Source organism: Isoptericola sp. NPDC057559 (assembly GCF_042801555.1).
Taxonomy (GTDB): domain Bacteria; phylum Actinomycetota; class Actinomycetes; order Actinomycetales; family Cellulomonadaceae; genus Isoptericola.
The window spans coordinates 149,519-175,172 of sequence record NZ_JBHVFQ010000008.1 but is presented as its reverse complement, the minus strand read 5'-3'; the positions used below and the strand labels follow the sequence as shown (position 1 = coordinate 175,172).

Genomic DNA, 25,654 nt, shown 5'->3' with positions numbered 1-25,654 from the left:
AAGCCAACAACTTCACACACACCCAACACTGTTGGCAATAACATGCTTGCGTCCACTATGCGGTTCCCGAGAAACGGGCACCACCCCCACCCCCCACACGCACGCGTGCGGGCGGACCGGGGTGAACCCAGACAACTCGATAAAGTTACGGCGGTCATAGCGTTGGGGAAACGCCCGGTCCCATTCCGAACCCGGAAGCTTAGCCCTTCAGCGCCGATGGTACTGCCCTCGAGAGGGGGTGGGAGAGTAGGACGCCGCCGGACACCCATTCACGAAAGGCCCACCCCCCAGGGGGTGGGCCTTTCGCATACCCCGAACATTGTCGAGGCCACGGCACGACAGACCATGAGCCGGCCCAGCCGTCGGCACCTGGCACCTGACGGCTGATCGCGACGGTTGATCGCACCTGCCATCCGCACCCCGCTCAGGCAGAGGCGCCGGCAGGCGGGGACGCGGGCGTCGCGCGAGTCCAGATGGTCCGGTACGGGCGCCGGCAGCCGGGGTTGCGGGCGTCGCGCGGGTCGAGGTGCCGCGGCGGGGCCCGGGACCGCCGACACGCGCGCCGCCGTTGACCGTCCCCGCCGTTGACCGTCCCCGCCGTTGACCGTGCTCGCCGTTGACCGTCCCCGCGGTGCCTCGCGCACCCCGCCCGGTGCGGTCCCGCACGAGCGGCTCCCCCCGGGCGGAGGGGATCGAGGGCGGCCTCCGAGCGTTCGCGCGACCACGATGACCGCGCTGTCATCGGTCGGCGCGCGGGCCCGATAGGCTCGACCGGTGACCGGATCTCCAGTTCTCCCTGCCAGCGGTCCCGACGCCTCGTGGCGGGCCGACCACTTCCTCAGCCTGTTGGACTTCGCGCGCCCCTCGCTCGGCGTGGACGGCACGGCGGGGTGGCTCGACGACGACGGCGCGGTGGACGCCAGTCAGCCCGCGCACCTGTGGATCACGTGCCGGATGACCCACACGTTCGGGCTCGGGCACCTGCTCGGGGTCGAGGGTGCCGAGGGGCTCCTGCGCCGCGGCCTGGACGGCGTCGCCGTGTCCTTGGCGGACGCGGAGCACGGTGGTTGGCTCGCGTCGCGCGGGCCCGGCGCGGGTGAGGTGAACGGGCTCAAGCAGGCCTACGGGCACGCGTTCGTCGTCCTCGCGGGCTCCACGGGCGTCGTCGCCGGCGCCCCGGGCGCGGAGGCGCTGCTGGAGTCGGCGCTGGGCGTGCTCGACGAGCGCTTCTGGGAGGCCGGGCACCGGCTCCACCTGGACGAGCGGTCCCGCGACTGGTCCGTCGTCGACCCGTACCGCGGCGTGAACGCCAACATGCACGGCGTGGAGGCGCTCCTCGCGGCGCACGACGCCACGGGCGAGCGGCGCTGGCTCGACCGCGCGGCGGTCGTGGCCGACCGCGTCATCTCCTGGGCCGGCGACAACGCCTGGCGGATCCCCGAGCACTTCGACTCGGCGTGGGTGCCGCAGCTCGAGTACAACGCGGACCGGCCGCACGACCCGTTCAAGCCCTACGGGGCGACGCCCGGCCACGGCCTCGAGTGGGCGCGCCTGCTGCTGCAGGTCGACGTCGCGGGTGACACCGTCGGGCAGCGCACCGACGCGGCACGGCGGCTGTTCGACCGCGCCGTCGAGGACGGCTGGGACGGGCCGCAGGGCGGCTTCGTCTACACGACGGACTGGTCGGGGACCCCCGTCGAGGCGCGCCGCTTCCACTGGGTGGCCGCGGAGGCCGCCGCCGCGGCGGACGTGCTGCACCGCACGACGGGGGAGGGGCGCTACGCCGAGCTCGCGGACGGCTGGTGGCGCTGGATCGACGACCACCTGGTGGACCACGAGCGCGGCTCCTGGTTCCACGAGCTCGACACCGACAACGTGCCCTCCGGGCGCACCTGGGTCGGGAAGCCCGACGTCTACCACGCGGCACAGGCCGTCATCCTTCCGAGCCTCCCGCTCAGCGGCTCCTTCGCGCGGTCGGCGCAGGCCGCCGGCCGTCTGCTCGAGGGAGCGCAGCTCGCCGGGTCGACGGGGACGCGCGACCGATGAGGATCTCGGCGAAGGCGGACTACGCCGTCCGCGCGGCCGCCGAGCTGGCCGCGGCGGAGGACGGCGGGCCGGTGCCCGCCGAGTCGCTCGCCCGCGCCCAGGGGGTCCCGCACCGGTTCCTCGAGGCGATCCTCAGCGACCTCCGGCGCGAAGGCATCGTGGCGAGCCGCCGTGGCGCGGGCGGCGGGTACGTCCTCGCGCGCCCGGCCGACCGGGTCACCGTCGCCGACGTGGTCCGCGCCGTCGACGGACCGCTCGTCTTCGTCCGTGACGCGCGGCCGTCGGACCTCGAGTACACCGGCGCGGCGGCGTCTCTGCTGCACGTGTGGGTGGCGCTCCGGGTCAACGTGCGCGCCGTGCTCGAACAGGTGAGCCTCGCCGACCTCGCCGCCGGGAACGTGCCGGACGCCGTCCGCCGGCTCACCGACGACGAGTCCGCCTGGCACAGCCCGTGACCTGCCCGCGAGCCTGACGGCCGCCGCGGTCGGAGCAGGCCGGGTGCGCGCGAGCGCTCTGGCCGCGCCCGCGCGCGGCGCGGCGACCACCGGTCGCCGACGTCTCACCATGCGATCGCGCGCCTGATACCGTTGAATCCGATAGGTCCGATCGGGTAACTTCTATCTGTTGCGGCAGAACGGCTGCCGCCCCGACGGAGGGAACCCCCCGTGCGGACTCTCGTCCTCCTCGCCCTCGTGGGCCTCGGAGCGCAGCTCGTCGACGGCAGCCTGGGCATGGCCTATGGCGTGACCTCGACGACCCTGCTGCTCGCGATCGGCACGAACCCCGCAGCGGCGTCCGCGACCGTCCACCTCGCGGAGGTCGGCACCACCCTCGCGTCGGGCGTCTCCCACTGGCGGTTCGGCAACGTGGACTGGAAGGTCGTCCTGAGGATCGGCATCCCCGGTGCTGTCGGGGCGTTCGCCGGCGCGACGTTCCTCTCGTGGCTCTCGACCGAGATCGCCAAGCCGCTGATGTCCATCCTGCTGCTCGGCCTCGGCCTGTACGTGCTGCTCCGGTTCACGCTGCGCGGGCTGCGCACCGACCGCCTGGGCCAGCCGCTCCGCAAGCGTTTCCTCACCCCGCTGGGCCTCGTGGCCGGCTTCATGGACGCCACGGGCGGCGGCGGCTGGGGCCCGGTCGGCACCCCCGCGATCCTGGCGAGCGGCCGGATGGAGCCGCGCAAGGTGATCGGCTCGATCGACACCAGCGAGTTCTTCGTGGCCGTGGCCGCGAGCCTCGGGTTCCTGTTCGGCCTCGGGACCGCCGGCATCAACCCGTCCTGGGCCCTGGCGCTGCTGATCGGTGGCCTCATCGCCGCCCCGATCGCCGCATGGCTGGTGCGCCTCGTGCCCCCGCGGGTCCTCGGCTCCGCCGTCGGCGGCATCATCGTGCTCACCAACGTGCGCACCCTGCTGAGCCTCGACGAGTTCCCCGTGGCCCCGGGCGTGCGCTCGCTCGTCCTGGGGATCATCGCGGTGGGCTGGGCCGCCGCCGTCGTCTACTCGCTGCGCCAGCACCGCAAGGCCCTCGCGGAGGAGAAGGCGGAGGGCGAGGTGGCGGCCGTGGCGGCCCCCGCGCCGACGCCCGCCGTCTGATCCAGCCCCGCCGGCGGCCCGCGGACGACGCGCCAGCCGGCCGAGGCGTCGCACGACCGACGACCCCGTGGTCGCGCCCCCGAAGCACCGGGGGTCGCGACCACGGGGTCGAGTGCTCCGCGCGACGGGCGCCGGCGCACACCGTTGCCACGGGTCCGCATTTTCCCCCGCGCGAGCCCCTCCACGGGGTGGCGCCGACGCCTCGTCCCGGTACCGTGTGAAGCCAAGAGATCTGCCTGGCAGACCCAGCTGCACCGCACTGGGAGGTGAGCCATGTCGATACCCGGCACTCCGAACGACCACCAGCGCCGCGAGCTCGTCGCTCTCGCGGAGCTGCTCGGCGCCGGTAGCCAGCTGCTCGTGGGCCAGTACCGCGTCGAGGTCGCCACGGGCTCGTGGTGGTGGTCGGACGAGGTCTATCGGATCTTCGGGCGGGAGCCCGGGGCCATCGAGCCCGGTCCGGAGGTGCTCCGCGCCCACCTGCACCCCGACGACCGCGAGCGGCTCTCCCGCACCGCGACGGTGGCGCTCGGGACCGGGCGCCCGTTCGCGGGCGGGCACCGCGTGGTGGACGACCACGGGCGCACGCACTCGGTGGTGGTGACCGGGCAGGCCCGGCACGGCGCCGACGGCGCGTCGTCGCAGCTCGTCGGCTACGTCATCGACACCAGCCCCGTGGTGCGCGACGCGCTGGAGCGCGAGGCCCACCGCGCCGTCTCGCGGGCGTTCGTCGCCGCCGCCGCGTCGGAGCAGGCGAAGGGCGCGATCATGGCGGTCTGCGGCGTGGACGAGTCGGTGGCCACGGAGGTGCTCACCGACGTCGGCGCCCAGGTGGGCGTCTCCGCCCAGTCCGCGGGCGAGCAGGTGATGAAGGAGCTCTCGCGGCCCGTCGGCGACCGCGACACGGCGCTCACCGCCGCGGAGGTCGTCCGGGGGGCGCCGCCCGCGAAGGACGCGGCCGACCGGCTGAGCCACGCGCTCGCCGCCGTGCGGCCGGTGGACCGGCCCCACGGCCACGACGCGCAGCTCGCGCGCCGTCGGCCCCGCGCGAGCCGCTGACCCTCACGCTCGGCACGCGCGGCTCCGGACGGGCGACGGCCCGGGCTCGCGCGGTGCGGGCCCGGGCCGTCGGCGCTCAGTGGCTGGGGATGAAGCGGGCGGCCGCGCGCACGGCCCCCCGGCGCGCGAGCCGCTTCGCGAGGACGGCGACGCCCCCGGAGACGGCCGCGAAGGTCACGGCCTGGATGATGGAGATCTCGTCGTCGTCCACGTTGGTGGGGGCGACGTTGCCCGTCGCCTTCTCCCACACCACCCCGATCAGCTTCTGCGCGACCCATCCGGCGGCGATCGTCAGCACCACCGTGCCGACCTTCACGCCCAGCGGCTGCTCGGTGTCCGTCACGTGCTCTCCCTCGGTCGGTCCCCGGCGTGGCCGGTGCGTCGTCGTACGGTGCCCGCGGGCGTCGTGGCACGTCAGGCATGTCACACCAGGGCCCCGCGGACGGGACCACGGTAGCGCGGCGCCGGTGTGTAGGCTCGTGGTGATACGACAGGGGAGCGCCCACCGGCGCTGAGAGTGCGGAACGCCGCAGACCCTCGAACCTGACCCGGTTAGGACCGGTGGAGGAAGTCGGGAATCTCGTTCCCTGCGGGACGGCCGCACCACGACGGTGCCGGGTGCCCGCAGGACCCCCTTCTCGCACTCTGAGGAGGACAGCATGACCCACAGGACCTCGCGGCCCCGGACCACGACGGCCGCGGCGGGCGTCGCCGTCGTCGCCCTGCTGCCGCTGCTGGCGGCGTGCGGCGGCGGGAGCGGGCCGGACGACGCGGCGAGCGCGTCGGACACCCTCACGCTCGTCACGCACGACTCGTTCGCCGTCTCCGACGACGTGCTGGCCGCGTTCGAGAAGGAGTCCGGCCTCACCGTGAAGCAGGTGGCCCCGGGCGACGCCGGCACGCTGGTGAACCAGCTCGTGCTCACCAAGGACGCGCCGCTGGGCGACGTCGTCTTCGGCGTGGACAACACCTACGCGTCGCGGGTCGTCGACGCGGGTGTCTTCCAGAAGTACCAGCCGGCCGACCTGGACCCGCGGGTCGCGGCGTACGCGCCGGACGACCTCGCGGGCACGCTGACGCCCGTCGACGTGGGCGACGTCTGCATGAACCTCGACGACGGCTGGTTCGAGAAGAACGACGTCACGCCGCCGGCCACGCTGGAGGACCTCGCGAAGCCGGCGTACCAGGACCTGACCGTCGTCACGAACCCCGCGACGTCGTCGCCGGGCCTCGCGTTCCTGCTCGCCACGATCGGCGCGTTCGGCGCCGACGGCTGGCAGGGCTACTGGTCCGACCTGCGCGCCAACGGCGTCAAGGTGGCCGAGTCGTGGGAGGACGCTTACTACGTGGACTTCTCCGGCGCGGGCGAGGGCGGCAAGCGGCCGATCGCGCTGTCGTACGCGACGTCCCCCGCGTTCACGGTGACCGACGACGGGAAGTCGTCGACCACGAGCGCGATGCTCGACACGTGCTTCCGGCAGGTCGAGTACGCGGGGGTGCTCACGGGCGCCGCGAACCCCGAGGGCGCCGAGAAGCTCGTCGACTTCCTCACCTCCGAGGCGTTCCAGGCGGACGTGCCCGGGCAGATGTACATGTACCCGGCCGACCCGGGTGTCGAGCTGCCCGCCGACTGGCAGCAGTTCGCACCCCTGGCCGACAAGCCGTTCGAGGTGGCGCCCGCCGACGTGGCCGCGCACCGTGACGAGTGGATCGAGCAGTGGACGGCGACGGTCGTCGACTGATGCGCCGCACCGGCGTCCCGGCCGCGCGGGTCACCCGGTCGGCGCGGTGGCGCGCGGACCGCTGGGGCGCATGGCTCGGCTGGGGCGCCGCCGTCGTGCTCCCGCTGGGGTTCCTCGCGGTCTTCTTCGCGTGGCCCGTGGTGTCGCTCGTCCTGCAGGGGTTCTTCACCGAGACCGCGGCGGGGCGCGCGCTCGACCTGTCCGGCTTCGCCGAGGTGCTGTCGCAGCCGCGCACGTGGCGGATCGTCGGCCAGACGCTGGCGCAGGCCGTCACGGGCACGGTGCTGTCCGTGCTGCTGGGCCTGCCGGGCGCGTACGTGCTGTACCGGTGCCGCTTCCCGGGCCGCACGCTCGTGCGCGGCCTGGTCACCGTGCCGTTCGTGCTGCCCAGCGTGGTCGTCGGCGTCGCGTTCCGCGCCTTGTTCGCCCCCGGTGGCCCGCTCGGCTGGGCGCACCTGGAGGAGAGCTTCGCCGGCATCGTGCTGGCGCTCGTCTTCTTCAACTACGCCGTCGTGGTGCGCACCGTGGGCGGCATGTGGGAGCGCCTGGACCCGCGCGCCGAGCAGGCGGCGCGAGCCCTCGGCGCCACGCCCTGGCGCGCCTTCCGCACGGTGACGCTGCCCGCCCTCGGGCCGGCGATCGCCTCGGCCGCCGCGGTGGTGTTCCTGTTCTGCGCGACGGCGTTCGGCGTCGTGCTCGTCCTCGGCGGGCTGCGCTACGGCACCATCGAGACGGAGATCTGGATCCGCACCACCCAGTTCCTCGACCTGCGCTCCGCGGCGGTGCTCTCGGTGCTGCAGCTCGTCGTGGTGGGGGCCGCCCTGGCGGTCAGCTCCCGGGCCCGGTCCCGCCGGGAGCGCGCGCTGCACCTCACCAGCGACCGGGTCGCCGCGCACCGGCTGCGGCTGCGCGGGGGCGCCGACGGCGCGGACATCGTGCCCGCCCTCGTCACGCTCGTCGTCGTGGCGGGCCTGCTCGTGCTCCCGATGGCCGGCCTCGTCACCCGGTCCCTGCACGGCCCCGACGGGTCGTGGAGCCTCGCCAACTACGCGGCGCTCGGCACCACCGGCGGGCGCAACGCGCTCACGGTCACGGTGTGGGAGGCGCTCGCGAACTCGCTGCGCACCGCCGCCTGGGCCGCGGCCATCGCCGTCGTCGTCGGCGGGCTCGTGGCCCTCGTCGTGTCCCGGCGCCCGCGCCGGGCCGGCCTGCGGCGGGCGGTCGGGGTGCTCGACGCCGCGTTCATGCTGCCGCTCGGCGTGTCCGCGGTGACCGTCGGGTTCGGCTTCCTCATCACCCTGGACCGGCCGCTCGGGCTCGACGTCGACCTGCGCACCTCCGGCGCCCTGGTGCCGATCGCGCAGGCCGTCGTGGCGATCCCGCTGGTCGTGCGGACGATGCTGCCCGTGCTGCGGGCCATCGACCCGCGCCTGCGCGAGGCGGCCGCCACCCTGGGCGCGGCGCCCGGGCGGGTGCTGCGGTCCGTCGACGGGCCGCTGGGCGCGCGGTCGCTCGGTCTCGCCGTCGGGTTCGCCTTCGCCGTCTCGCTGGGGGAGTTCGGCGCGACGTCGTTCCTCGCCCGCCCGGAGACGGCGACGCTGCCGGTGGTGATCTTCCGGCTGATCGGGCGGCCCGGGGCCGAGAACTACGGCATGGCGCTCGCGGCGTCCGTGGTGCTGGCCGTGCTCACCGCGACCGTCATGATGGTGGCCGAGCGCCTGCGGGGCGACCGGCCGGGAGGGGAGTTCTGATGGGGCACGACCGCCAGGGGGGCCTCGCCGTCACGGGTGCCGTCGTCCGGTACGGGGCCACGCGCCGCCGGCCGGGTTCGGTCGCCGTCGACGGGGTGTCGCTCGACGTCGCGGCCGGCGAGATCGTGGCGCTGCTGGGGCCGAGCGGCTGCGGCAAGTCGTCGCTGCTGCGCGCCGTCGCGGGGCTGGAGCCGCTCGCGGGCGGCAGCGTCGCCTTCGACGGCACGGACCTCGCGGGCGTGCCCGTGCACCGCCGCGGCTTCGGCCTGCTCTTCCAGGACGGGCAGCTCTTCCCGCACCGGGACGCCGGGCGCAACGTGGCCTACGGCCTCGAGACGCAGGGCCTGCCGCGGGCGGAGCGCGCCGCCCGGGTGGCCGAGCTGCTCGCCGACGTCGGCCTCGCCGGCTACGAGCGGCGGTCCGTCGCGACGCTGTCCGGCGGGGAGAAGCAGCGCGTCGCGCTGGCCCGCGCCCTCGCCCCGCGCCCGCGCCTGCTGCTGCTCGACGAGCCGCTGTCCGCCCTGGACCGCCGGCTGCGCGAGCGCCTCGCCGTCGACGTCCGCGACACCCTGAAGGCGACCGGCACCACCGCCGTGTTCGTCACGCACGACCACGACGAGGCGTTCACCGTCGCCGACCGCGTGGCCGTCATGGACGCCGGCCGGCTGCTGCAGGTGGACGCCCCGGACGTGCTGCTGCGCGCGCCCGCCGGCCCGCGCGTGGCCGAGTTCCTCGGCCTGTCCCCGGGCGACGCACCGGACCCCCGCGACTCCCCGGACGCGTCCGGTGCGTCCGGTGCAAGGACCGCCGCCGTGACGACATCATCGAGGCATGACGCGGTCTGACGGCCGGAGGCGGCGGCTCGCCGCCGCGGCGTGGGGCGTGCCGTGCCTCGCGCTGCTGGGCGCGTGCGGTCCGGGGAACGGCGAGGGCGCCTTCGCCGCCCGTGAGCCGCTCCCGACGTGCGGGGAGGTGACCGCGCGCCCGGACCTCGGGGAGGGCGAGCCGACGACGGAGCTGGCCGAGGCGTTCGCCTGCCTCGACGCGGCGTCGGCGCGAGGGGACGGCGCCGAGCTCATCGTGCGGTCTCGGACGATCGAGGGGGACCCGATCGTCGAGTACCACCGCGTCGGGCCGAGGATCGACGGGCTCGAGGTCTACGTCGACCGCACGCAGGACACGTTCGGTGACCGGACCTGGACCTACCGGTCGTGCCCGGAGACGGTGACGGCGGCGGACCCGCTCGGCTGCCCGGGCGAGGAGGTGCCCGCCGGCGGCTGAGCCCTACGCCTCGCCGGCGTCGTGCACGAGGAGGGCGACCTGGGTGCGGTTCTCCAGCCCGAGCTTCTCCAGCACGCTCGACACGTGCGCCTTCACCGTGGGGACGCTGAGGTACAGGCGCGCCGCGATGTCGGCGTTCGACGCGCCGCGGCCCAGCTCGACGGCGACGTCCCGCTCGCGGGCGGTGAGCGCGTCCAGGGCGGCGCGGGCACGGTCGCGCGCGCCGTCCGACCCGGCGACGGACTCCATGAGCCGCCGCGCGACGTCCGGCGCCAGGACCGGCTCGCCCGCCGCGGCCGCGCGCACGGCCGCGGCGATGCGGGCGGGCGGCATGTCCTTGAGCAGGTAGCCCGCGGCCCCGGCGCGCAGCGCGCCGCCGACCTCCTCCGCCGTGTCGAACGTGGTCAGCACGACGACGGCCGGCGGCGCCGGGCGCGCCCGCACCCGCCGGGTCGCGGTGACGCCGTCGACGCCCGGCATGCGCAGGTCCATGAGGACGACGTCGGCCGGGTGCGCGTCCAGGACGCCCGGCACGTCGGCCCCGTCGGCGGCCTCCGCCACCACGCGCATCCCGTGCGCGCCGTCGAGCATGAGCCGCAGGCCCGCCCGCACCAGAGGGTCGTCGTCGACGAGCACGAGGCGTACGACCGTCCCCGGGTCGTCGGCGCCGGCGGGGTCGGTGTCGGGGAGCGTCGTCACGCGTCCCACGGTAGCCACGCCTCCACCGCGAAGCCGCGCGACCCGTCGGGCGCGCCGTCCGGGCCCGCCGAGAGCGTGCCGCCCAGCAGCGTGGCCCGCTCGCGCAGCCCGACCAGCCCCGTCCCGGTCCCCACGCCGGCGGGGGGCGTGCTGCCCGGGGCGGCACCGTCGTCGGCCACGCGGACCCGGACCTCGCCGGGCGCGGTCGCGACCGTCACCCGCACCGCCGAGCCGGGGGCGTGCCGGCGGGCGTTCGTGAGGCCCTCCTGCACGACGCGGAACACGGCCGTCGCGACGGCGGCGGGCGGGACGTCGTCACCCGTGCGCTCGAAGGCGACCGTGGTGCCGGCGGCGCGCGAGTCGTCGACCAGGCGGCGCACGTCGTCGAGGCCGGGCACCGGGCCGAGGTCGTCGGGGCCGGCCCGCAGCAGCCGGATCACCTGGCGCAGGTCCTCCAGGGCGTCGCTCACGCCGGCACGCACCCGGCCCGCGGCCGCCGCGAGCTGCGCCGGGTCGGCGTCGGGCCGGTACTCCATCGCGCCGGCCGTGGCGGCCAGGAGCGACAGGCGGTGCGCGAGCGTGTCGTGCATCTCGCGGGCGATGCGGGTGCGCTCCGCGGTCCGCGCCTCGGCGACGCGCTGCTCCTGCGCAGCCTCGGCCCGGCGCGCGCGGTCGCGCAGCGACCACAGCACGAGGGCGCGCTCGCGCCCGTACGCGCCCCAGCCGAAGAGCGCGGCGTGCACCGCGACGTCGCACAGGAGCCACCAGCCCAGGGGCAGGCCCACCGGCCGCCACAGCGCCTGGACGGCGTGCCCCAGCACCCCCGCGCCGGCGACCCACGCCGCGGTGCGGACCGGGTACCAGCGCGCCACCTGCAACGTGGCGACGGTCGAGGCGGGCGTCGCCGCCCCCGAGATCGCGGCGAGGGCCGCGAGGGCGACCGCGGCCGCCACGCTGCGGCGCGTGAAGAGCAGCGGGACCAGCGCGACCGCAGCGACGCCGACGGCGACGTCCACGCCCGCGGGCACGAGGACGGAGATCGTCCCGGTGCCGCGCACCGGGGCCGCGCCCGCGACGGCGAACGTCGCGGCCGCCGTCAGCGCGGCGACGAGCGCCCATGCCGCCACGAGGATCCCGCGCGGCGCGGGGGGCGGGCCCTGGTCGGTCGGGGCCCACGGGTCGTACTCCGACCAGCCGCCGGGACGGGCCTCGGCGGGGTTCGGGGTGGTGCCGGTGGTGGTCATGACCGGGACGCTACGGCGGACCTCCCACGGGCGACACCGACGAAAGTCGGGGGTGCTCCCGCCTGGCGGCGCGCCGACGACCGACCACGGCAGGGCGCGCACCAGGTGGCCCGCGCGGGACCGTCGTCCCGTCGGCAGGGCGCCGGCGCCGAAGGAGGGGACGACATGGACGGGACGCAGAGCACGACGGACGGCACCGGCACCGGCACCGGCACCGCGGCGCAGGGCCGGGCGCCCGGCGGCCCGGCGGGGCGCTCCTGGCGCGACCGGGCCTGGTGGAACCGTCCGCGGTCGGTGGTGGTGGGCGCGGTGCTGGCCGGGGCGGTGGTCTTCCTCGTCGGGACGCTGGCCGGCGTCGACCCGCAGGTGCGGGCCGGCACGGGCACTTTCGAGGTCACGATCTCCCTGGTCATCGCGACGAGCCTCACCGCGGCGCTCGGCGGGTGGGGGGTCCGCGCGCTCCTGCTCCGCCGCCCGGGCGGCGGCCGCACGGCGTGGCTGGTGCTGAGCGGCACGGTCCTGCTGGTCTCGCTGCTGGGCCCGCTGGGGGCGGCGAACGCCGGCGCGGTCGTGCTGCTCCAGCTGGAGCACCTCGCCGTGGGCGGCGTGATCATGCTGGGCCTCAGCGGGGCGGAGCCTCGGGAAGCAGGGGCCCGAAAGCCTGCCGCGCCGCGAGCATGAGCACGAGGAGCGGCTCGCGGCGCAGCTCGAACGCGGGCCGGTCGACCAGCCCGCGCTCCGCGCGACGGTGCAGCATGGCGAGCTCGGTGGCCGCCTGCTGGTAGTCGCGCAGGGCGCGGGCGGGGCCGTTCCCGCCCGCGGCACGCACCCGGTCGCGCGCCCGCCGCCGGGCGGGCAGCGACACGAGCATGGCGACGTCCTGCCCGGTCACGACGCCCGCCGCCCGGTACGGCGGCAGGTACCGGCCGATCGACGCGACGGTGCGGACCCGGTCGGCGCGCACGACGACGAGCAGGCCCGCCAGGACGCCGAGGCCCACGACGTAGACGGCGACCGTGGCGCCGGTGCCGAGGGTCGCGGCCCCGTTCCACAGCGCGTGGTACGCGACGGCGCCGAGCAGGCCGAGCAGCACGGGGACCGCCCGGCGCAGGCCGGGGGCGGCGAGGGCCGCCGCCGCGACGCCGATGCCGGTCAGGGACGAGCACAGCGGGTGCACCAGGGGCGTCGCGATCCCGCGGGCGACGAACGTCGCGGCCAGGGCGTCGGGGCCGGCGACCGTGTAGTAGTGGATGTTCTCCACGGTGGCGAAGCCGAGGCCCACCATCGAGCCGTAGATGATGCCGTCGGTCGGCCCGTCGATCTCGTGCCGCCGGAACCAGAGCATCCCCACCAGCACGAGGCCCTTGAGCGTCTCCTCGACGAGCGGGGCCCCGAGCACCGCCGTCACGACGAACCCCTCCTCCTGGCCCAGCAGCGGCGCCCACAGCAGCGTGAGGCCGGCCGTGTTGAGCACCATCGCCAGCAGCACCGCGACGCCCGCGCCCCATAGGAACGCCAGCACGAGGGCGTCGGGCGGCTCCGGCTCGAGGCGGTCGAGGGAGAGGACGCCCGCGAGCAGCAGGGGCAGCGGCAGCAGGGCGAGCAGCAGCCCCTGCGCGAAGGTCGGTCCCTCGCCGGCCGTCACCGCGAGCACCACCAGCAGGCAGAGCGACGACACCGCGATCACGACGAGGGCGCCCACCGGCGGGCGACCGGGCCGCCGACCGGCGAGGATGGCCTTCGGGTCGAGGGCTGCCATGGGCCTCGATCCTAGAACCCGCACCAGGAGGTCGTGTCGTGACCACGGTCGTGTCCACGCTGTTCATCTCGCTCGACGGGGTCGCGGAGATCGACCCCGCCTGGCACTTCCCCTACTACGACGACCGGATGGCGCTCGCCGTCGACGACGACTACCAGGGCACCGACGTGCTGCTGGTCGGCCGCGTCACCTACGACAGCTTCGCGGGTGCGTGGCCCGAGCGGGAGCTGGCGGGCGAGGTCGACGCGCCGTTCGCCAAGCGTCTCGGCGACATGCGGAAGGTGGTCGCCACGCGCGGCGACGCCGACCTCGGCTGGCGGAACGTGGAGCGGCTCGACGGCGACCTGCCGGCCGCGGTCGAGGCGTTGAAGGGCGAGGACGGCGTCGAGAAGATCCTGGTGCCGGGCTCGCTGTCGATCGTGCGGCAGCTCCTCGCGGCAGGCCTGCTCGACGAGCTCCGGCTGCTGGTGCACCCCGTGGCCGCCCGGCACGGCGAGCGGCTCTTCGACGAGGGCGAGCCGATCTACCCGCTCACGCTGCTGCGCTCCGAGGCGCTGCCGACCGGCGTCGTGCGGCTGATCTACGCGCCCAGCGCGCTGCCGAACCACGCCGGCTACGAGGACGTCAAGGACAAGGTGCCGAGCGGCGACTGACCCGACGGCGCGCCGAGGCGCACGATCACGACGGCGACGTCGTCCTCGCGTCCTGCATCGTCGAAGGCGTCGACGAGCCGGTCGCAGGCCTCCGCCGGGGCCAGCCCCGCCAGGGGCGCCGCGGCGGTCACGAGCTCCCCGACGCCCTGGCGCAGGGTGCGGTCGCGCCGCTCGACGAGGCCGTCGGTGACGAGGACGAGGAGGTCGCCGGGCCCCAGGCGGTCCCGGCGCACGGGGCGCGCCGGGGGGCCCGTCAGCCCGAGGAGGCGCGCGCCCGACTTCTCGGCGACCACCGCGCCGTCGGTCCGGACGAGGAGCGGCGGGAGGTGGCCGGCGTCGGTCATCTCCGTCGTGCCGTCGACGGGGTCGACGACGCACACGCAGACGGTGACGAGCTCCGGGTGGTCCTGCTGGAGCGAGTCGTTGAGCAGGTCGAGCGCCTGCGCCGCGTCGTGCCCCTCCCGGAGGTAGGCGCGCAGCGTGAGGCGCACCTCGGCCATCACCGTGGCCGCGCGCAGCGAGTGGCCCTGCACGTCGCCGATCACCACGGCGACCCTGCCGTCGGGCAGGTCGAACGCGTCGTAGAAGTCGCCGCCGACGTCGAGCCGGGCGTCGGACGCCTCGTAGCGCGCCGCGATCTCCAGGCCGCCGCGCACCGCGAGGTCGGCCGGCAGCAGGCGGCGCTGCAGCGCCATCGCGATGCGGTGCTCCTCCGCGAAGGTCCGGAGGTTCGCGAGGGCCACCGTGATGGCCTCCGTGAACCGCGCGGCGACCTCGCGCTCCTCCGCCGAGGGACCGTGGCCGGTGTCGTCGACCTGGAGCGCCAGGCCGCCCACGAGCGCGCCCTCGGCGTCGCGGAGCCACACGGTCCACCACGCCGACCGCGGCACCCCGGCCGCGGCGAGGAGCGGCCGCCAGTGCTCGGGCACCTCGTCCGCCCCGAACCGCGCCGAGCTCGCCGAGCCCGGCGGCAGCACCGGGACGCTCCCGCGGCCGCGGACCAGCGGCGCGTCCCCGGCGGCGGCGACGGCCCGGACCACCGTCTGCGGGTCGACGACGACCATCGCGACCGCCGCCCGCCCCAGGACGTCGCGCGCCCCCCGGGCCACGAGGTCGGCGACGAGCTCCTGGGTGCGTGCCTGGTGCAGGGGGGCGAGGGCGTCCGCGAGGGCCCCGAGGCGCTGGGCCGTGCGCCCGGCGCCCCGCTGGGCGGCGTGGGAGCGGCACAGCGCGCTCACGGTCGCGAGGAACTCGTCCCGGTCGAGCGGCTCGGGCAGGTACGCGTCGGCGCCCCCCTCGAGCCCGGCGGTCCGCGCGGCCGCGTCGATCGAGGTGGCGGAGACGTGCAGCACCGGCACGTGCGCGGTGCCCGCGTCCGCCTTGATGCGCCGGCAGACCTCCGACCCCGTCATGTCGGGGAGGTTGACGTCGAGCACGACCGCGTCGGTGGAGGCCCGCGCGAGCGCCAGGGCCTCGGTGCCGGTCGCGGCCTCGACGACGTCGAAGCCGGCGTCGCGCAGCCACGTCGCCATGACGTAGCGGTGCGCGCGGGTGTCGTCGACGACGAGGACGCTCCGGGCGGTCCCGGGGCTCGTCACGAGTCCTGCCCCTCGGCGCGCAGCGCCCGGACGAGCACGTCCTGGGTGAGACCCGACTTCGGCAGGAAGGCGGCCGGGCGCTCGATGCCGCCCTGCTCGGGAGCGGAGCCGCTCGACATGAGCACGACGGTGAGCCGGGGATGTTCCGCCCGCAGCCGCTCGAGGAGCTGCACCCCGTCGATGCCGGGGAGGCGCACGTCGACGACGGCGGCGTCCGCGGCGGCGTCCCGCAGCAGGGCCAGCGCGTGCTGGCCGTCGTGGGCGACGCTCACCCGCGCGGCGTTCTCGCGGAGCAACCCGGCCACGTAGCCGCCGAACGCGCGGTCGTCGTCGACGACCATCACGTGGCCCAGGTCGAGGCCCCGCGCCTCGTCGGTCGCGGGCGCCGGGGCGGGCGGTCGTGGGGCGGACGCCGTGACGGGGACGGGCGGCGCGGACGGCAGCGCCACCGTGAAGCTGCTGCCGACGTCGGGCTCGGAGCGGGCGGTGAGCGTGCCGCCCAGGGCCTCGGAGGTGCGTCGCGCGTACGGCAGCCCCAGCCCCGTCCCGCGGACCGTCGGCTGGAGCCGGTTGGGGACCTGGACGAACTCCTCGAACACCGCGTCCAGGTGCTCGGGGCCGATGCCCAGACCCGTGTCCTCCACGGTGAACCGGACGGTCCCGTCGGTGGCGCTCGCGTCGAGCCGGACGGCGCCCCGCTCCGTGAACTTCACGGCGTTGGTCAGGAGGTTGCGCAGCACGCGGGCGACCAGCCGCCGGTCGCTCACCAGGGACACGTCGGGGGCGCACACGACCACGAGGTCCACGCCGTCGCGGACGAGGGGGAGCGTCGTGCCGCGCAGCTCCTCGAAGAGCTCGGGCACGTCGATGGGCGCCAGGGCGACGTCCTCGTGGCCCGCCTCGGCGCGGGCGAGGTCGAGGAGCTCGTCCACGAGGGTGAGCAGCGTGGTGGCGCTCTCCCGCACGAAGTCGACCTGCTCGGCCTGCGCGGCGGCGAGGGACGACGACTCGAGCAGCGACGAGAGCCCGATGATCGAGTTCACCGGGCTCCGCAGCTCGTGGCTGACGTTGCGCAGGAACCGCGACTTCGCCTCGTTCGCCGCCGCGAGCTCCCGGCCCCGCTCGTCGAGCTCGGCGTACAGCGCGACGACGCCCGTGTTCGTCTCCTCCAGCTCCGCGGAGAGCTGGTGGTACATCGCGAGGACGCCGCGGTTGGTCTCCTCCAGCTCGGAGTTGAGGCGGCGGAGCTCCTCCTTCTGCGCGAGGAGCTCGTCGTGGGTGCGCAGCAGCTCCGCGTTCTGCACCCGGAGCTCGTCGAGCGCGTCCGCCCCGTACCCCATCGTGACCGACCGGCCGAGGGCGTCGAGCGTGGCGGCGTCGGTCTGCGCGGACGCCCCGAGCCGCACGGTGAGCGTGACGTGCCGGCCGTCGACCGCGCGCGAGACCTCGTCCACCAGCCGCCGGGCCGCGGGGACGCCGCCGTCCGCGGCGAGCCCGGAGTCCTGCAGGGCGGCGGCGGACGCGACGTCCGCCCGCAGCCGGGCGCCGCCGACGCCCCGGTCGAGGTCGATCGTGACCTCCGCGGGTCCGAGGGCGATCGCGGCGCGCCCCACCTCGGAGAGCGCGGTGGCGACGCGGACCTGCGCGTGCAGGTCGAGGCCCAGGGTCCGGGCGATCTCCCGGCCCGCACGGCGCAGCGCGAGCAGGTCGGTGTCCGACTCGAGGCGGGTCGCCAGCAGGGGCGTCGCACGGGCCGGCATCAGGGCCTCGCCCCGACGGGCGCGACGACGACGCACGCGTCGTCCCGGCGCACCGCGAAGTCCCGCATCAGCAGGCCCGCGACGACGAGCGGCCCGGCGTCGGCGACCCGCGGGTAGCCCCCGATCCCCGTGCGGTCCGTCAGCCCGTCCGAGTGCATGAGCAGGAGGTCGCCCGCGTCGAGCGGCAGGGTGGTCTCGCGGACGGTGCGGGTGTGCGTCCCGGCGATCCCGGGCTGGCTCAGCAGGCTGCGGGGCCGGCCGGCGCCCTGCACCGACCCGACGATGTTGCCGAGGCCGGCGTACCGCAGCGTGCCGCCCTCCGCGCGCGCCACGGCGACGGCCGCGCCCCGGGTGCCGCCGAGGGCCGCGTGCACGCGCCCCAGCAGCGCCGACGGGCCCGCGTCCGGCGCGTCGAGGAAGGCCCGGACGGCGGCCTGCGACGCTGCGGCGGCCAGCGGGCCGTGCCCGAGCCCGTCGGCGACGAGGACGGTCGTCGCCCCCGCGTCGTGCCGGATCGCGTGGGCGTCGCCGCTGACCGGCTGCCCGGTCATGGCGCGGACGAGCCCGGCGGGCTCGGCGGGGTCCGGCCGCGCGCCGGGAGAGGCGAAGGTCGCCGCGACCACCGTGCCCTGGCCCGGCGACGACCAGGCGTCCCACGTGGTCGTGAGCCGCGGCAGCGTCCCCAGCCCGATGCCGAGCGTGCCGCGCGACGAGACGCCGTCCCGCATCGCGGCGCCGAGGTCGCGCATGCCCGGCCCCGCGTCGACGGCGAGCACCTCGAGCGCCGCGTGGCCGTCCCAGCGCCGGACGCGCAGCAGCACGGAGCCCGAGCCCGCGTGGCGCGACTGGTTCGTCGCGAGCTCCGACACGACGAGACCGGCCTCCGCGGCCCGGGCGTCGCCGAGCCCCAGCCGGGTCGCCGCCGTCGTCGCCGCGCGGCGCACCGCTCCCACCGCCGACGAGTGGTCGACGGTGTGCCAGACGCCGGCCTCGGAGGCGATCGTCGTCGCGTCCGTCGCGGCACTTCCGGGCCCCGACGTCATCGCGACCAGGTCGCGATCTCGACCCGTGTCCCGGCGCCCGGGCGGGTGTCGATCGAGAAGTGCTCGACCAGCCGGCGGGAGCCGGACAGGCCGAGACCCAGCCCGCTCCCGCTCGTCCAGCCGTCGGTGAGCGCCAGGTCGAGGTCGGGGATCCCCGGCCCCTCGTCGGAGAACACCGCGCGGACGCCGGAGCGCCCGCCGTCGGCGAGGAGCTCGACCTCGACCTCGCCGCCGCCCCCGTACACGAGCGTGTTCCGGGCGAGCTCGCTCGCCGCCGTCACCAGCTTGGTCTGGTCGACGAGCGACAGCCGCGCCTGCTGGGCGACGGCACGGACCAGCTGCCGCACGCGGACGACGTCGGCGTCCGCCCGCACCGTCAGGGTCTCCACGGTCGAGACCGCGGGGGCCGTCGTCATCTCGCCTCGCGCTCGGCGGCGGCGAGCAGGACGTCCTCTGCCGACTCCTCCTCGGGCGCGAGCAGGGCGAGTCCACGCTCGACGTCGAGCGCCGTGCGCACCCCCCCGAGGGAGAGGCCCAGCTCGACCATGGTGATCGCCACGGCAGGACGCATGCCGACGACCACCGTGCGGGCGTCGAGCACGCGCGAGATCGCCGCCACGGCCGCGAGCATGCGGCCGATGAAGCTGTCCACGATCTCCAGGCCGGAGATGTCGATGACCACGCCCCGCGCCCCGGTCCGCGTGATGCGGTCGGCCAGGTCCTGCTGCAGGGCGAGCGCCGTGTCGTCCTGGAGGTCGACCTGGATCGAGACCAGCAGCGTCGACCCGATCTTGAGGATGGGGACCGCGTCGCTCACGCGAGCACCCCGGCGGGGGAGCGGCGACCCTCCCGCAGCGCGTCCACGAGGGCGTCCGCCAGGGTGGCGCGGGTACGGATGTCCCCGAACTCGATGCCGAGGGCCACGATCGTCTGCGCGATCTGGGGCCGGATGCCGCTGATCGTGCACTCCGCGCCCATGAGCCGGGCCGCGACCACGGTCTTCAGGAGGTGCTGCGCGACCTGCGTGTCGACGGCCGGGACGCCCGTGATGTCGATGATGGCCTGCGTGCTGCCGGTCTCCACGAGGGAGTTGAGCAGCTTCTCCATGACGACCTGGGTGCGCGCCGAGTCGAGCGTGCCGACGAGCGGGACCGCGACGATGCCCTCCCACAGCTTCACCACGGGCGTCGAGAGCTCGAGGAGCTGCTCGGCCTGCTCGCTGATGATCGCCTCGCGCGCCGCGGCGAAGGTCTCGAACGTGAACAGCCCGAGCTCGTCGACCAGGCGCAGGAGCGGCAGGAGGTCGGTGGAGCCGCCGGAGCCGCCGGAGCCGTCCGCCAGGGCGTACAGGCCCTCCTTGAGGGCGAAGACGCCGACGGCGGTCTCCCGGGGCGTGAAGCCGAGCCGGGCGCGGGCCGCGGAGACGTCCGACAGGATGCCGCGCAGCTGGTCGAAGGCCTCGGCCCCGACCGTCGTGGCGCCGGCGCGGAGGCCGTCGACGAGGGCGTCGAAGATGTCCGACTGCTCTCGCTCGAGCTCGCCGCGCGTCGTGCGTCCGCGCAGCTCGTGCGCGGCGGCGTCCAGCCAGGCGGAACGGACGGTCTCCGCGCGGTCGGTGAGGGACTGTGCCAGGTCGGCGGGCGCGAGAGTGGGCATCGCGGATCCTCCCGGAGGTGCAGGGGGGTGGCGGCCGGCTGCTCGACCGCGGATCAGTGTACGCAGCGGCGGGCGGGGTGCCGCACCGTGCACGGCACCCCGCCCGCCCCCTGCCGGGATTTCACCCGCCCGCGACGTGGCTCAGGCGCGGTGCTCGCGGTAGTAGCGGATCAGCGCCTGGGTGGAGGAGTCCTGCGCGGCGAGGGCGGCGTCGTCGCCGGAGACCGCCGGCGCGATCTCGAGGGCGAGCTTCTTGCCCAGCTCCACGCCCCACTGGTCGAAGCTGTCGATGCCCCACACGACGCCCTGGACGAACGTGATGTGCTCGTACAGGGCCACGAGCTGGCCCAGCACCGACGGCGTGAGCGACGGCGCGACGATCGACGTCGTGGGCCGGTTGCCGGAGAAGACGCGCGCGGCGACGATCTCCTCGGGCGTGCCCTCGGCGTGCACCTCGTCGGCCGTCTTGCCGAAGGCCAGGGCCTTGGTCTGGGCGAAGAAGTTCGCGAGGAACAGCTCGTGCACGTCGGCGCCCGGCGCCACGGCCTTGCCGTCGCCCTCGGCGTCCGCCAGCGGGTAGGCGGGGGTCGCGACGGCGATGAAGTCGGCGGGGATGAGGCGCGTGCCCTGGTGGATGAGCTGGTAGAACGCGTGCTGCCCGTTGGTGCCCGGCTCGCCCCAGAAGACCTCGCCCGTCTGCGTCGTGACCGGGGAGCCGTCCGAGCGCACGGACTTGCCGTTCGACTCCATCGTGAGCTGCTGCAGGTAGGCCGGGAACCGGTGCAGCTGCTGGGCGTAGGGCAGCACGGCGTGCGTGTGCGCGCCGAGGAAGTTGCCGTACCAGACGTTCAGCATCCCCATGAGGACGGGGACGTTGGCCTCGAACGGCGTGCTGCGGAAGTGCTCGTCGACGGTGCGGAAGCCCGCGAGCAGGTCGCGGAAGACGTCGGGGCCGAACGCGATCGCGAGCGACGTGCCGATCGCGGAGTCCACGGAGTAGCGGCCGCCCACCCAGTCCCAGAAGCCGAAGGCGTTGGCCGGGTCGATGCCGAAGGCCGCAACCTTGTCGAGCGCGGTGGAGACGGCGACGAAGTGCTTCCCGACGGCGGCCTGGCGGGCCTCGTCCGTGTCCTCGATGGCGCCCGCCGCGACCAGGCCCTCCCAGAGCCAGGCGCGGGCGAGGCGTGCGTTGGTGAGCGTCTCGAGGGTGCCGAACGTCTTCGAGGCCACGATGAACAGCGTGGTCTCCGGGTCGAGGTCGGCCGTCTTCTGCGCGACGTCCGTCGGGTCGATGTTCGACACGAAGCGGGCCTCGAGGTCCGCGCGGCCGTACGGCTTGAGCGCCTCGTAGACCATGACCGGCCCGAGGTCGGAGCCGCCGATGCCGATGTTCACCACCGTGCGCACCGGCTTGCCGGTCACGCCCGTCCACGACCCGTCGCGGACCTGGTCGGCGAACGCGCCGAGCTTGTCGAGCTCGGCCTGCACGTCTGCGTCCACGTCCTGCCCGTCGACCACCAGCCGCGGCTGCGTGCCCGGCGCGCGGCGCAGCGCCGTGTGCAGCACCGCACGGTCCTCGGTGACGTTGATGTGCTCGCCGGTGAACATCGCCTCGATGCGCTCCGGCAGGTGCACCTCGTGGGCGAGCCGGACCAGCAGGTCCAGGGTCTCGTCCGTCGCGAGGTTCTTCGACAGGTCGACGTGCAGGTCGCCCGCGACGTGGGTCATGCGCTCGGCGCGGCCCGGGTCGTCGGCGAACCAGCCGCGCAGGTCGCCCCGGAACTCCTGGTAGTGGGCGTAGAGGTCGCCCCAGGAGGTCGTGGTGGTGGGATCGACGGGGGAGGAGGTCATGGGCTCAACGGTACTGACCTCCCCGGCGGCCAGCCACGGCGACCGCCTGTCGGCCGCGCCCCGGGGGCGCTGCCGCTTGGAACGGTTCAGGAGTCCACCCGCCGCAGCGGTTGCGCGGCCCGCGCGCGCTGCCAGGATGACGACCAGCCGGGAACGGGCCCGGCCTGGCGTAGGAGAGGGACGCATGGCGAATTTCACGGTCTGGAAGTTCGACGACCCGGACGGCGCCGACCGCGCCTTCAAGGCCCTCAAGGGCGGCGAGGCCGACGGCCTCGTGAAGGTCGTCGACCACGCGGTGGTGACCTGGCCGGAGGGTGCGGCGAAGCCGGACACCCACGGCTCGCACGACGACACCGCCAAGGCCACCGGCTGGGGCGCCGTCTGGGGCCTCCTGCTCGGCGCGCTGTTCTTCCTGCCGGTCCTGGGCGCCGCTGCGGGCGCCGTGATCGCCGGCATCACCCGGTCGCTGTCCGACGTGGGCATCACCGGCAAGGACCTCGAGACGATGAAGAAGGAGATCGTGCCCGGCACGTCGGCGCTGTTCGTCGTGACCGAGCCGATCGACCCCGACCGCCTGGGGGAGCGCCTGCACGGCATCAACGCGACCCTGGTCAGCACCAACCTCACGGACGAGGAGCGCAGGATCCTGCTGGAGTCCTTCGGCCAGTGAGGCCCGGCCGGCCCTCGCGCCGCCCGGCCGACGAGCCCGCCGCGCCCCTCGGGGTCGGCGGGCTCGCCCGCGTCAGGCGGGCTGCCAGCGGTTGCCCCACCGGCGCGTGAGCACGGCGCCGAAGGTGTCCGCCAGCGCGTCGACCCGGTCGTGCACGGCGTCCGCCACGCGGTGCGCGGCCGCGTCGTCGTCGGCCGTGAAGCGCACCGTCACGCGCGCCCGCCCGCGCACGACCCCGACGTCGAACGCCTCGACGGTCACGAGGTCGCGGGCCGCGCCGGCCGCGGCCGGCAGCACGTCGGCAGGGTCGACGCCCGGTTGCAGGAGGCCGACGCCGAGCGTCACGCGGTAGGAGGGCACGCGGCGATCCTGCCACCCGGGGACGACGGCGGACCTCCCGGCCGCCCCGCGTCGCGACCCGTCCGACGCGCACCGTCCCGTCACAGGTCGCCCCGGTCGCCGACACGCCCGCCCCCGTAGACTCGCCGCCGTGACTGCCGACCCGTCGACCTCACCCTCCCCCGCGCCGGTCCCCGGCCCGGCGACCGGCCCCCGGGCCGTCGCCCTCGAGATCGCCGTGCAGGACGTGGCCGGCGCGCGCGTCGCCGCCGCGGGCGGGGCCGACCGGCTCGAGCTGTGCGCCGCGCTCGCGGGCACCGGCGGCCTCACCCCGTCCACGGGGATGGTCGCCGCCGTCGCCGACGCGCTGCGCGGCACCGGCGTGGGCGTGCACGTGCTCGTGCGGCCCCGCGCCGGCGGGTTCGTCTTCTCGGCCGAGGAGACCGACGTCCAGGTGCGCGACGTGCGCTCCGTGCTCGACGCCGGCGCTGACGGCGTCGTCGTCGGCGCGATGACCCCGGCCGGCGAGGTCGACGCCGCGGCGCTCGCGGCGTTCGTCGCCGCGGCCGGCGACGCGGAGGTGACCTTCCACCGCGCGATCGACCAGGTCGCGCGGCCCGTCGACGTGCTGGAGGTCCTCGCGTCCGCCGGCGTGCGGCGCGTGCTGACCTCGGGCGGGGCGCCGCGCGCGGGAGAGGGCCTGGACGCGCTCGCCGCCCTCGCCGGCCGCGGCCGCGAGCTCGGCGTCGAGATCATGGCCGGCGGCGGCGTCCGGGTCGAGGACCTGCCCGCCCTCGTCGCGGCCGGCGTGCACGCCGTCCACCTCTCCGCGCGTCGCACCGTGGTCGCCGACGGCGGCCCCGGCGGCGGCGGAGCCAGCGGCTACGACGTCACCGACCCCGACGTGGTCGCCGCGACCCGTGCCGCCCTCGACGCCGGGACCGCCCCGTGAGCGGCGCCGTCCAGGCCCTGGCCGTCGCGGCGACGACCGACCCCGCCCAGGGGTACGACGGCTTCATCGGCTGGGTGCTCGGCCTGATGACCACGCTCGGCGAGGTCGGCGTCGGCGCCGCCGTCCTGCTCGAGACGTTCATCCCGCCCATCCCGTCCGAGGCCGTGCTGCCCGCCGCCGGCTTCCTCGCCTACGACGGCCAGATGAACGCCTGGCTCGCCATCGCCGCGGCGACCGCGGGCGCCGTCGTCGGCGCCTGGATCTGGTGGGGCCTGGGGCTCGCGCTGGGCCGCCACCGCACCCGCGCCATCGTCGACGCCATCCCCCTGATGGACGGGACCGACTTCGACAAGGCCGAGGCGTTCTTCGCCAGGTGGGGCCGCATCGCCGTGCTCGCCGGCCGCTGCGTGCCGCTGGTGCGCAGCTTCATCTCCATCCCCGCCGGCATCGAGCGCATGCCGTTCTGGTCGTTCACGCTCTACACCGCCATCGGCTCCGGCGTCTGGAACGCCATCTGGGTGGGCCTGGGCTACGCCTTCGGCCCCGCCATCGAGCCCGTGCTGGAGCAGTGGAGCGGCATCATCTCCAACGCCGTGCTCGTGGTCATCGGGCTGCTCGTGCTGTGGTTCGTCGTGGTGCGGCTGCGGCAGCGCTACCTCGCCCGCCGCGGCCCGCGCGAGCCCGAGCGCCGGCACGGTCGCACGCGCTGACGCACGGCGTCGCCGCGCCGCCGGTGATGTTCCCGGACGCCGCGACGTTCGTCGTCCGCTGACCTACCTCGGCACGATCGGGACTAGCTCGGCGGGGGCGCCGTCGAGGAGCGGACGACGAGGGACGTGGGCAGGCGCAGGTGGCGCTCGCGGGCGGTGCCCTCGAGCAGGTCGAGGACGAGGCGCAGGGCCTCGGCACCCATGCGGTGCATGGGCTGCGCGACGGTGGTGAGCGGGGGAGTGCTGCCCCAGGACTCGGGGACGTTGTCGAAGCCGACGACGGACAGGTCGTCGGGGACGCGCAGGCCCAGCTCCTGGGCGACCTCGAGCACGCGGATGGCGGACAGGTCGTTGGCGGCGAACACGGCGGTGGGCCGGTCGGGGCGGTCGAGCAGGGAGCGGACGGGCGCGTCGGCGAGGTCCGGGCGGTAGCCGCCGACCTTGACGAGCAGCGGGTCGACCGGGATGCCCGCGGCGTCCAGGGCCTGCCGGTAGCCGAGCTCGCGCAGGCGGGCGGACTCCAGGTCCGGGCGGCCGCCCAGGTGGGCGATGCGCCGGTGCCCGAGGGCGATGAGGTGCTCGACGGCCTCGCGGGCGCCGGTCGTGTTGTCGGAGTCGACGGTGGGGGTGCCCTCCGGCCCGGTGTGCGGGTCGACCGCGACGACGGGGACGGGGGAGTCGGGCGACATCACCATCGTGGGCGTCACGACGATGGCCGCGTCCACGAGCGTCCCGGCGAGCCGGGACAGCGACCGCCGCTCCCAGCCGGCCTGCGCGCCGCCGTCGGTGCGGCCGGCGTAGGCGAGGAGCTCGTAGCCGGTGCCGTCGACGGCGGCGGAGATGCCCTTGAGCAGCTCGGTGGAGTACGGCTCGAACTCGGCGACGAGGACGCCGATGACGTTGGTGCTGGTGCGGCGCAGGCTGCGCGCCACCAGGGAGGACTCGTAGCCGAGGTCCTCGACGACGGCCAGCACCCGCTCCGAGGTGGCCGCCGCGACGCCGTACCGGCTGTTCACCACCTTCGACACGGTGGCCACCGAGACGCCGGCGACGCGCGCCACGTCGGAGATGGTGACGCGCCCCGGTGCGGGGGCGGGGACACCCGCGGCGGGCGGGTCGGCGGCGGTGCTCACGAGTCGACAGTATGCGGCACGGGCGCGCCCGTCACGCGGCTCGCCCGCCGTCTGGAGGGGGAGGGGGTGAGGTTTCGAAATCGTTATCGACAACGATTGACGAATCGGCCGGG

26 protein-coding genes, 1 rRNA gene and 1 riboswitch are annotated in these 25,654 nt (G+C 75.8%); of the genes, 14 read left to right on the top strand and 13 right to left on the bottom strand.

Annotated features, from left to right (window positions below):
* Nucleotides 1–146: 146 nt before the first annotated feature.
* From rrf to ACFU5J_RS10655, 5 genes are all read left to right on the top strand, one after another.
* Nucleotides 147–263, top strand: a 5S ribosomal RNA gene (gene rrf / locus ACFU5J_RS10675).
* Nucleotides 264–774: 511 nt separating this feature from the next.
* Nucleotides 775–2,046 carry an AGE family epimerase/isomerase gene (locus tag ACFU5J_RS10670; RefSeq protein WP_430578704.1) on the top strand — a complete coding sequence of 424 codons (1,272 nt, stop codon included), beginning with the start codon at nt 775–777 and terminating at the stop codon, nt 2,044–2,046.
* A complete protein-coding gene (locus ACFU5J_RS10665) occupies nt 2,043–2,501 on the top strand; it encodes an RrF2 family transcriptional regulator (RefSeq protein WP_430578703.1) in 459 nt (152 codons plus the stop codon). Before ACFU5J_RS10670 ends, ACFU5J_RS10665 begins: the two co-directional genes overlap by 4 nt.
* A 210-nt stretch (nt 2,502–2,711) precedes the next feature.
* On the top strand, nt 2,712–3,641 hold the full coding sequence (locus ACFU5J_RS10660; protein WP_430576960.1) for a sulfite exporter TauE/SafE family protein: 930 nt from the start codon (nt 2,712–2,714) through the stop codon (nt 3,639–3,641).
* Between the two features lie 273 nt (nt 3,642–3,914).
* A complete protein-coding gene (locus ACFU5J_RS10655) occupies nt 3,915–4,700 on the top strand; it encodes a PAS domain-containing protein (protein ID WP_430576959.1) in 786 nt (261 codons plus the stop codon).
* Between the two features lie 76 nt (nt 4,701–4,776).
* Here the strand turns inward: ACFU5J_RS10655 and ACFU5J_RS10650 are convergent, their stop codons facing one another.
* On the bottom strand, nt 4,777–5,043 hold the full coding sequence (locus ACFU5J_RS10650; RefSeq protein ID WP_430576958.1) for a DUF4235 domain-containing protein: 267 nt from the start codon (nt 5,041–5,043) through the stop codon (nt 4,777–4,779).
* 139 nt (nt 5,044–5,182) lie between these two features.
* Nucleotides 5,183–5,287: riboswitch (TPP riboswitch) on the top strand.
* 72 nt (nt 5,288–5,359) lie between these two features.
* Between ACFU5J_RS10650 and ACFU5J_RS10645 the strand changes: the two genes are divergently transcribed.
* Genes ACFU5J_RS10645 through ACFU5J_RS10630 form a run of 4 tightly spaced genes read left to right on the top strand, consistent with a single transcriptional unit; the run spans nt 5,360 to nt 9,474 of the window.
* Nucleotides 5,360–6,442: a thiamine ABC transporter substrate binding subunit gene (locus ACFU5J_RS10645; protein WP_430578702.1), complete on the top strand. Its 1,083-nt coding sequence runs from the start codon at nt 5,360–5,362 to the stop codon at nt 6,440–6,442.
* Complete coding sequence (locus tag ACFU5J_RS10640) at nt 6,442–8,193, top strand: ABC transporter permease (protein WP_430578701.1); 1,752 nt, start codon at nt 6,442–6,444, stop codon at nt 8,191–8,193. Before ACFU5J_RS10645 ends, ACFU5J_RS10640 begins: the two co-directional genes overlap by 1 nt.
* The gene (locus ACFU5J_RS10635) at nt 8,193–9,038 is read left to right on the top strand and encodes an ABC transporter ATP-binding protein (RefSeq protein ID WP_430578700.1); all 846 of its coding nucleotides are present in this window, start codon (nt 8,193–8,195) and stop codon (nt 9,036–9,038) included. The genes ACFU5J_RS10640 and ACFU5J_RS10635 overlap by 1 nt, the downstream gene beginning before the upstream one ends.
* On the top strand, nt 9,025–9,474 hold the full coding sequence (locus ACFU5J_RS10630) for a hypothetical protein (protein ID WP_430578699.1): 450 nt from the start codon (nt 9,025–9,027) through the stop codon (nt 9,472–9,474). The genes ACFU5J_RS10635 and ACFU5J_RS10630 overlap by 14 nt, the downstream gene beginning before the upstream one ends.
* Nucleotides 9,475–9,477: 3 nt before the next feature.
* Here ACFU5J_RS10630 and ACFU5J_RS10625 read toward each other — a convergent pair whose 3' ends face one another.
* Together ACFU5J_RS10625 and ACFU5J_RS10620 are read right to left on the bottom strand one after the other, a co-directional pair.
* Complete coding sequence (locus tag ACFU5J_RS10625; protein ID WP_430578698.1) at nt 9,478–10,173, bottom strand: response regulator transcription factor; 696 nt, start codon at nt 10,171–10,173, stop codon at nt 9,478–9,480.
* Nucleotides 10,170–11,417, bottom strand: coding sequence for a sensor histidine kinase (locus ACFU5J_RS10620; RefSeq protein ID WP_430578697.1), 1,248 nt, complete (start codon nt 11,415–11,417; stop codon nt 10,170–10,172). Before ACFU5J_RS10620 ends, ACFU5J_RS10625 begins: the two co-directional genes overlap by 4 nt.
* Before the next feature lie 165 nt (nt 11,418–11,582).
* Between ACFU5J_RS10620 and ACFU5J_RS10615 the strand changes: the two genes are divergently transcribed.
* On the top strand, nt 11,583–12,098 hold the full coding sequence (locus ACFU5J_RS10615) for a DUF6069 family protein (RefSeq protein WP_430578696.1): 516 nt from the start codon (nt 11,583–11,585) through the stop codon (nt 12,096–12,098).
* Here the strand turns inward: ACFU5J_RS10615 and ACFU5J_RS10610 are convergent.
* Complete coding sequence (locus tag ACFU5J_RS10610; RefSeq protein WP_430578695.1) at nt 12,040–13,176, bottom strand: PrsW family intramembrane metalloprotease; 1,137 nt, start codon at nt 13,174–13,176, stop codon at nt 12,040–12,042. The genes ACFU5J_RS10615 and ACFU5J_RS10610 overlap by 59 nt on opposite strands.
* 38 nt (nt 13,177–13,214) lie before the next feature.
* On the opposite strand from ACFU5J_RS10610, the gene ACFU5J_RS10605 reads away from it, so the two are divergent.
* A complete protein-coding gene (locus ACFU5J_RS10605; RefSeq protein ID WP_430576949.1) occupies nt 13,215–13,829 on the top strand; it encodes a dihydrofolate reductase family protein in 615 nt (204 codons plus the stop codon).
* Here the strand turns inward: ACFU5J_RS10605 and ACFU5J_RS10600 are convergent.
* From ACFU5J_RS10600 to pgi, 7 genes are all read right to left on the bottom strand, one after another.
* Nucleotides 13,790–15,427, bottom strand: coding sequence for a SpoIIE family protein phosphatase (locus ACFU5J_RS10600; protein ID WP_430578694.1), 1,638 nt, complete (start codon nt 15,425–15,427; stop codon nt 13,790–13,792). The two genes, ACFU5J_RS10605 and ACFU5J_RS10600, sit on opposite strands and share 40 nt — an antisense overlap.
* The gene (locus tag ACFU5J_RS10595; protein ID WP_430578693.1) at nt 15,424–17,187 is read right to left on the bottom strand and encodes an ATP-binding protein; all 1,764 of its coding nucleotides are present in this window, start codon (nt 17,185–17,187) and stop codon (nt 15,424–15,426) included. Before ACFU5J_RS10595 ends, ACFU5J_RS10600 begins: the two co-directional genes overlap by 4 nt.
* Nucleotides 17,187–18,230: a SpoIIE family protein phosphatase gene (locus ACFU5J_RS10590; RefSeq protein ID WP_430578692.1), complete on the bottom strand. Its 1,044-nt coding sequence runs from the start codon at nt 18,228–18,230 to the stop codon at nt 17,187–17,189. The genes ACFU5J_RS10595 and ACFU5J_RS10590 overlap by 1 nt, the downstream gene beginning before the upstream one ends.
* The gene (locus ACFU5J_RS10585) at nt 18,227–18,646 is read right to left on the bottom strand and encodes an ATP-binding protein (RefSeq protein ID WP_430578691.1); all 420 of its coding nucleotides are present in this window, start codon (nt 18,644–18,646) and stop codon (nt 18,227–18,229) included. The genes ACFU5J_RS10590 and ACFU5J_RS10585 overlap by 4 nt, the downstream gene beginning before the upstream one ends.
* Nucleotides 18,643–19,047: an STAS domain-containing protein gene (locus ACFU5J_RS10580; RefSeq protein ID WP_430578690.1), complete on the bottom strand. Its 405-nt coding sequence runs from the start codon at nt 19,045–19,047 to the stop codon at nt 18,643–18,645. The genes ACFU5J_RS10585 and ACFU5J_RS10580 overlap by 4 nt, the downstream gene beginning before the upstream one ends.
* Entirely contained in the window at nt 19,044–19,886 is an 843-nt protein-coding gene (locus tag ACFU5J_RS10575) for an STAS domain-containing protein (protein WP_430578689.1), read from the bottom strand. The genes ACFU5J_RS10580 and ACFU5J_RS10575 overlap by 4 nt, the downstream gene beginning before the upstream one ends.
* 141 nt (nt 19,887–20,027) lie before the next feature.
* Nucleotides 20,028–21,737, bottom strand: coding sequence for a glucose-6-phosphate isomerase (gene pgi, locus ACFU5J_RS10570; protein WP_430578688.1), 1,710 nt, complete (start codon nt 21,735–21,737; stop codon nt 20,028–20,030).
* Between the two features lie 184 nt (nt 21,738–21,921).
* On the opposite strand from pgi, the gene ACFU5J_RS10565 reads away from it, so the two are divergent.
* Complete coding sequence (locus tag ACFU5J_RS10565; protein WP_430576941.1) at nt 21,922–22,407, top strand: DUF1269 domain-containing protein; 486 nt, start codon at nt 21,922–21,924, stop codon at nt 22,405–22,407.
* A 72-nt stretch (nt 22,408–22,479) separates the two neighbouring features.
* On the opposite strand, the gene ACFU5J_RS10560 is transcribed toward ACFU5J_RS10565, so the two are convergent.
* Complete coding sequence (locus ACFU5J_RS10560) at nt 22,480–22,767, bottom strand: hypothetical protein (protein WP_430576940.1); 288 nt, start codon at nt 22,765–22,767, stop codon at nt 22,480–22,482.
* A gap of 211 nt (nt 22,768–22,978) precedes the next feature.
* On the opposite strand from ACFU5J_RS10560, the gene ACFU5J_RS10555 reads away from it, so the two are divergent.
* Nucleotides 22,979–23,698, top strand: a complete 720-nt coding sequence (locus ACFU5J_RS10555) for a copper homeostasis protein CutC (protein WP_430578706.1) — start codon at nt 22,979–22,981, stop codon at nt 23,696–23,698.
* Nucleotides 23,699–23,784: 86 nt separating this feature from the next.
* On the top strand, nt 23,785–24,408 hold the full coding sequence (locus ACFU5J_RS10550; RefSeq protein WP_430576981.1) for a DedA family protein: 624 nt from the start codon (nt 23,785–23,787) through the stop codon (nt 24,406–24,408).
* A gap of 83 nt (nt 24,409–24,491) precedes the next feature.
* Here the strand turns inward: ACFU5J_RS10550 and ACFU5J_RS10545 are convergent, their stop codons facing one another.
* Nucleotides 24,492–25,541 (bottom strand): LacI family DNA-binding transcriptional regulator, encoded by a 1,050-nt coding sequence (locus ACFU5J_RS10545; protein ID WP_430576938.1) that lies wholly within the window; start codon nt 25,539–25,541, stop codon nt 24,492–24,494.
* Nucleotides 25,542–25,654: the final 113 nt, after the last annotated feature.

Coding starts and splice junctions, on each gene's coding strand:
- ACFU5J_RS10565 (WP_430576941.1), top strand. CDS start 21,922: ATGGCGAATTTCACGGTCTGGAAGTTCGACGACCCGGACGGCGCCGAC.
- ACFU5J_RS10665 (WP_430578703.1), top strand. CDS start 2,043: ATGAGGATCTCGGCGAAGGCGGACTACGCCGTCCGCGCGGCCGCCGAG.
- ACFU5J_RS10610 (WP_430578695.1), bottom strand. CDS start 13,176: ATGGCAGCCCTCGACCCGAAGGCCATCCTCGCCGGTCGGCGGCCCGGT.
- ACFU5J_RS10620 (WP_430578697.1), bottom strand. CDS start 11,417: ATGACCACCACCGGCACCACCCCGAACCCCGCCGAGGCCCGTCCCGGC.
- ACFU5J_RS10575 (WP_430578689.1), bottom strand. CDS start 19,886: ATGCCCACTCTCGCGCCCGCCGACCTGGCACAGTCCCTCACCGACCGC.
- ACFU5J_RS10595 (WP_430578693.1), bottom strand. CDS start 17,187: ATGCCGGCCCGTGCGACGCCCCTGCTGGCGACCCGCCTCGAGTCGGAC.
- ACFU5J_RS10645 (WP_430578702.1), top strand. CDS start 5,360: ATGACCCACAGGACCTCGCGGCCCCGGACCACGACGGCCGCGGCGGGC.
- ACFU5J_RS10630 (WP_430578699.1), top strand. CDS start 9,025: ATGACGCGGTCTGACGGCCGGAGGCGGCGGCTCGCCGCCGCGGCGTGG.
- pgi (WP_430578688.1), bottom strand. CDS start 21,737: ATGACCTCCTCCCCCGTCGATCCCACCACCACGACCTCCTGGGGCGAC.
- ACFU5J_RS10635 (WP_430578700.1), top strand. CDS start 8,193: ATGGGGCACGACCGCCAGGGGGGCCTCGCCGTCACGGGTGCCGTCGTC.
- ACFU5J_RS10655 (WP_430576959.1), top strand. CDS start 3,915: ATGTCGATACCCGGCACTCCGAACGACCACCAGCGCCGCGAGCTCGTC.
- ACFU5J_RS10585 (WP_430578691.1), bottom strand. CDS start 18,646: ATGACGACGGCCCCCGCGGTCTCGACCGTGGAGACCCTGACGGTGCGG.
- ACFU5J_RS10590 (WP_430578692.1), bottom strand. CDS start 18,230: ATGACGTCGGGGCCCGGAAGTGCCGCGACGGACGCGACGACGATCGCC.
- ACFU5J_RS10615 (WP_430578696.1), top strand. CDS start 11,583: ATGGACGGGACGCAGAGCACGACGGACGGCACCGGCACCGGCACCGGC.
- ACFU5J_RS10640 (WP_430578701.1), top strand. CDS start 6,442: ATGCGCCGCACCGGCGTCCCGGCCGCGCGGGTCACCCGGTCGGCGCGG.
- ACFU5J_RS10550 (WP_430576981.1), top strand. CDS start 23,785: ATGACCACGCTCGGCGAGGTCGGCGTCGGCGCCGCCGTCCTGCTCGAG.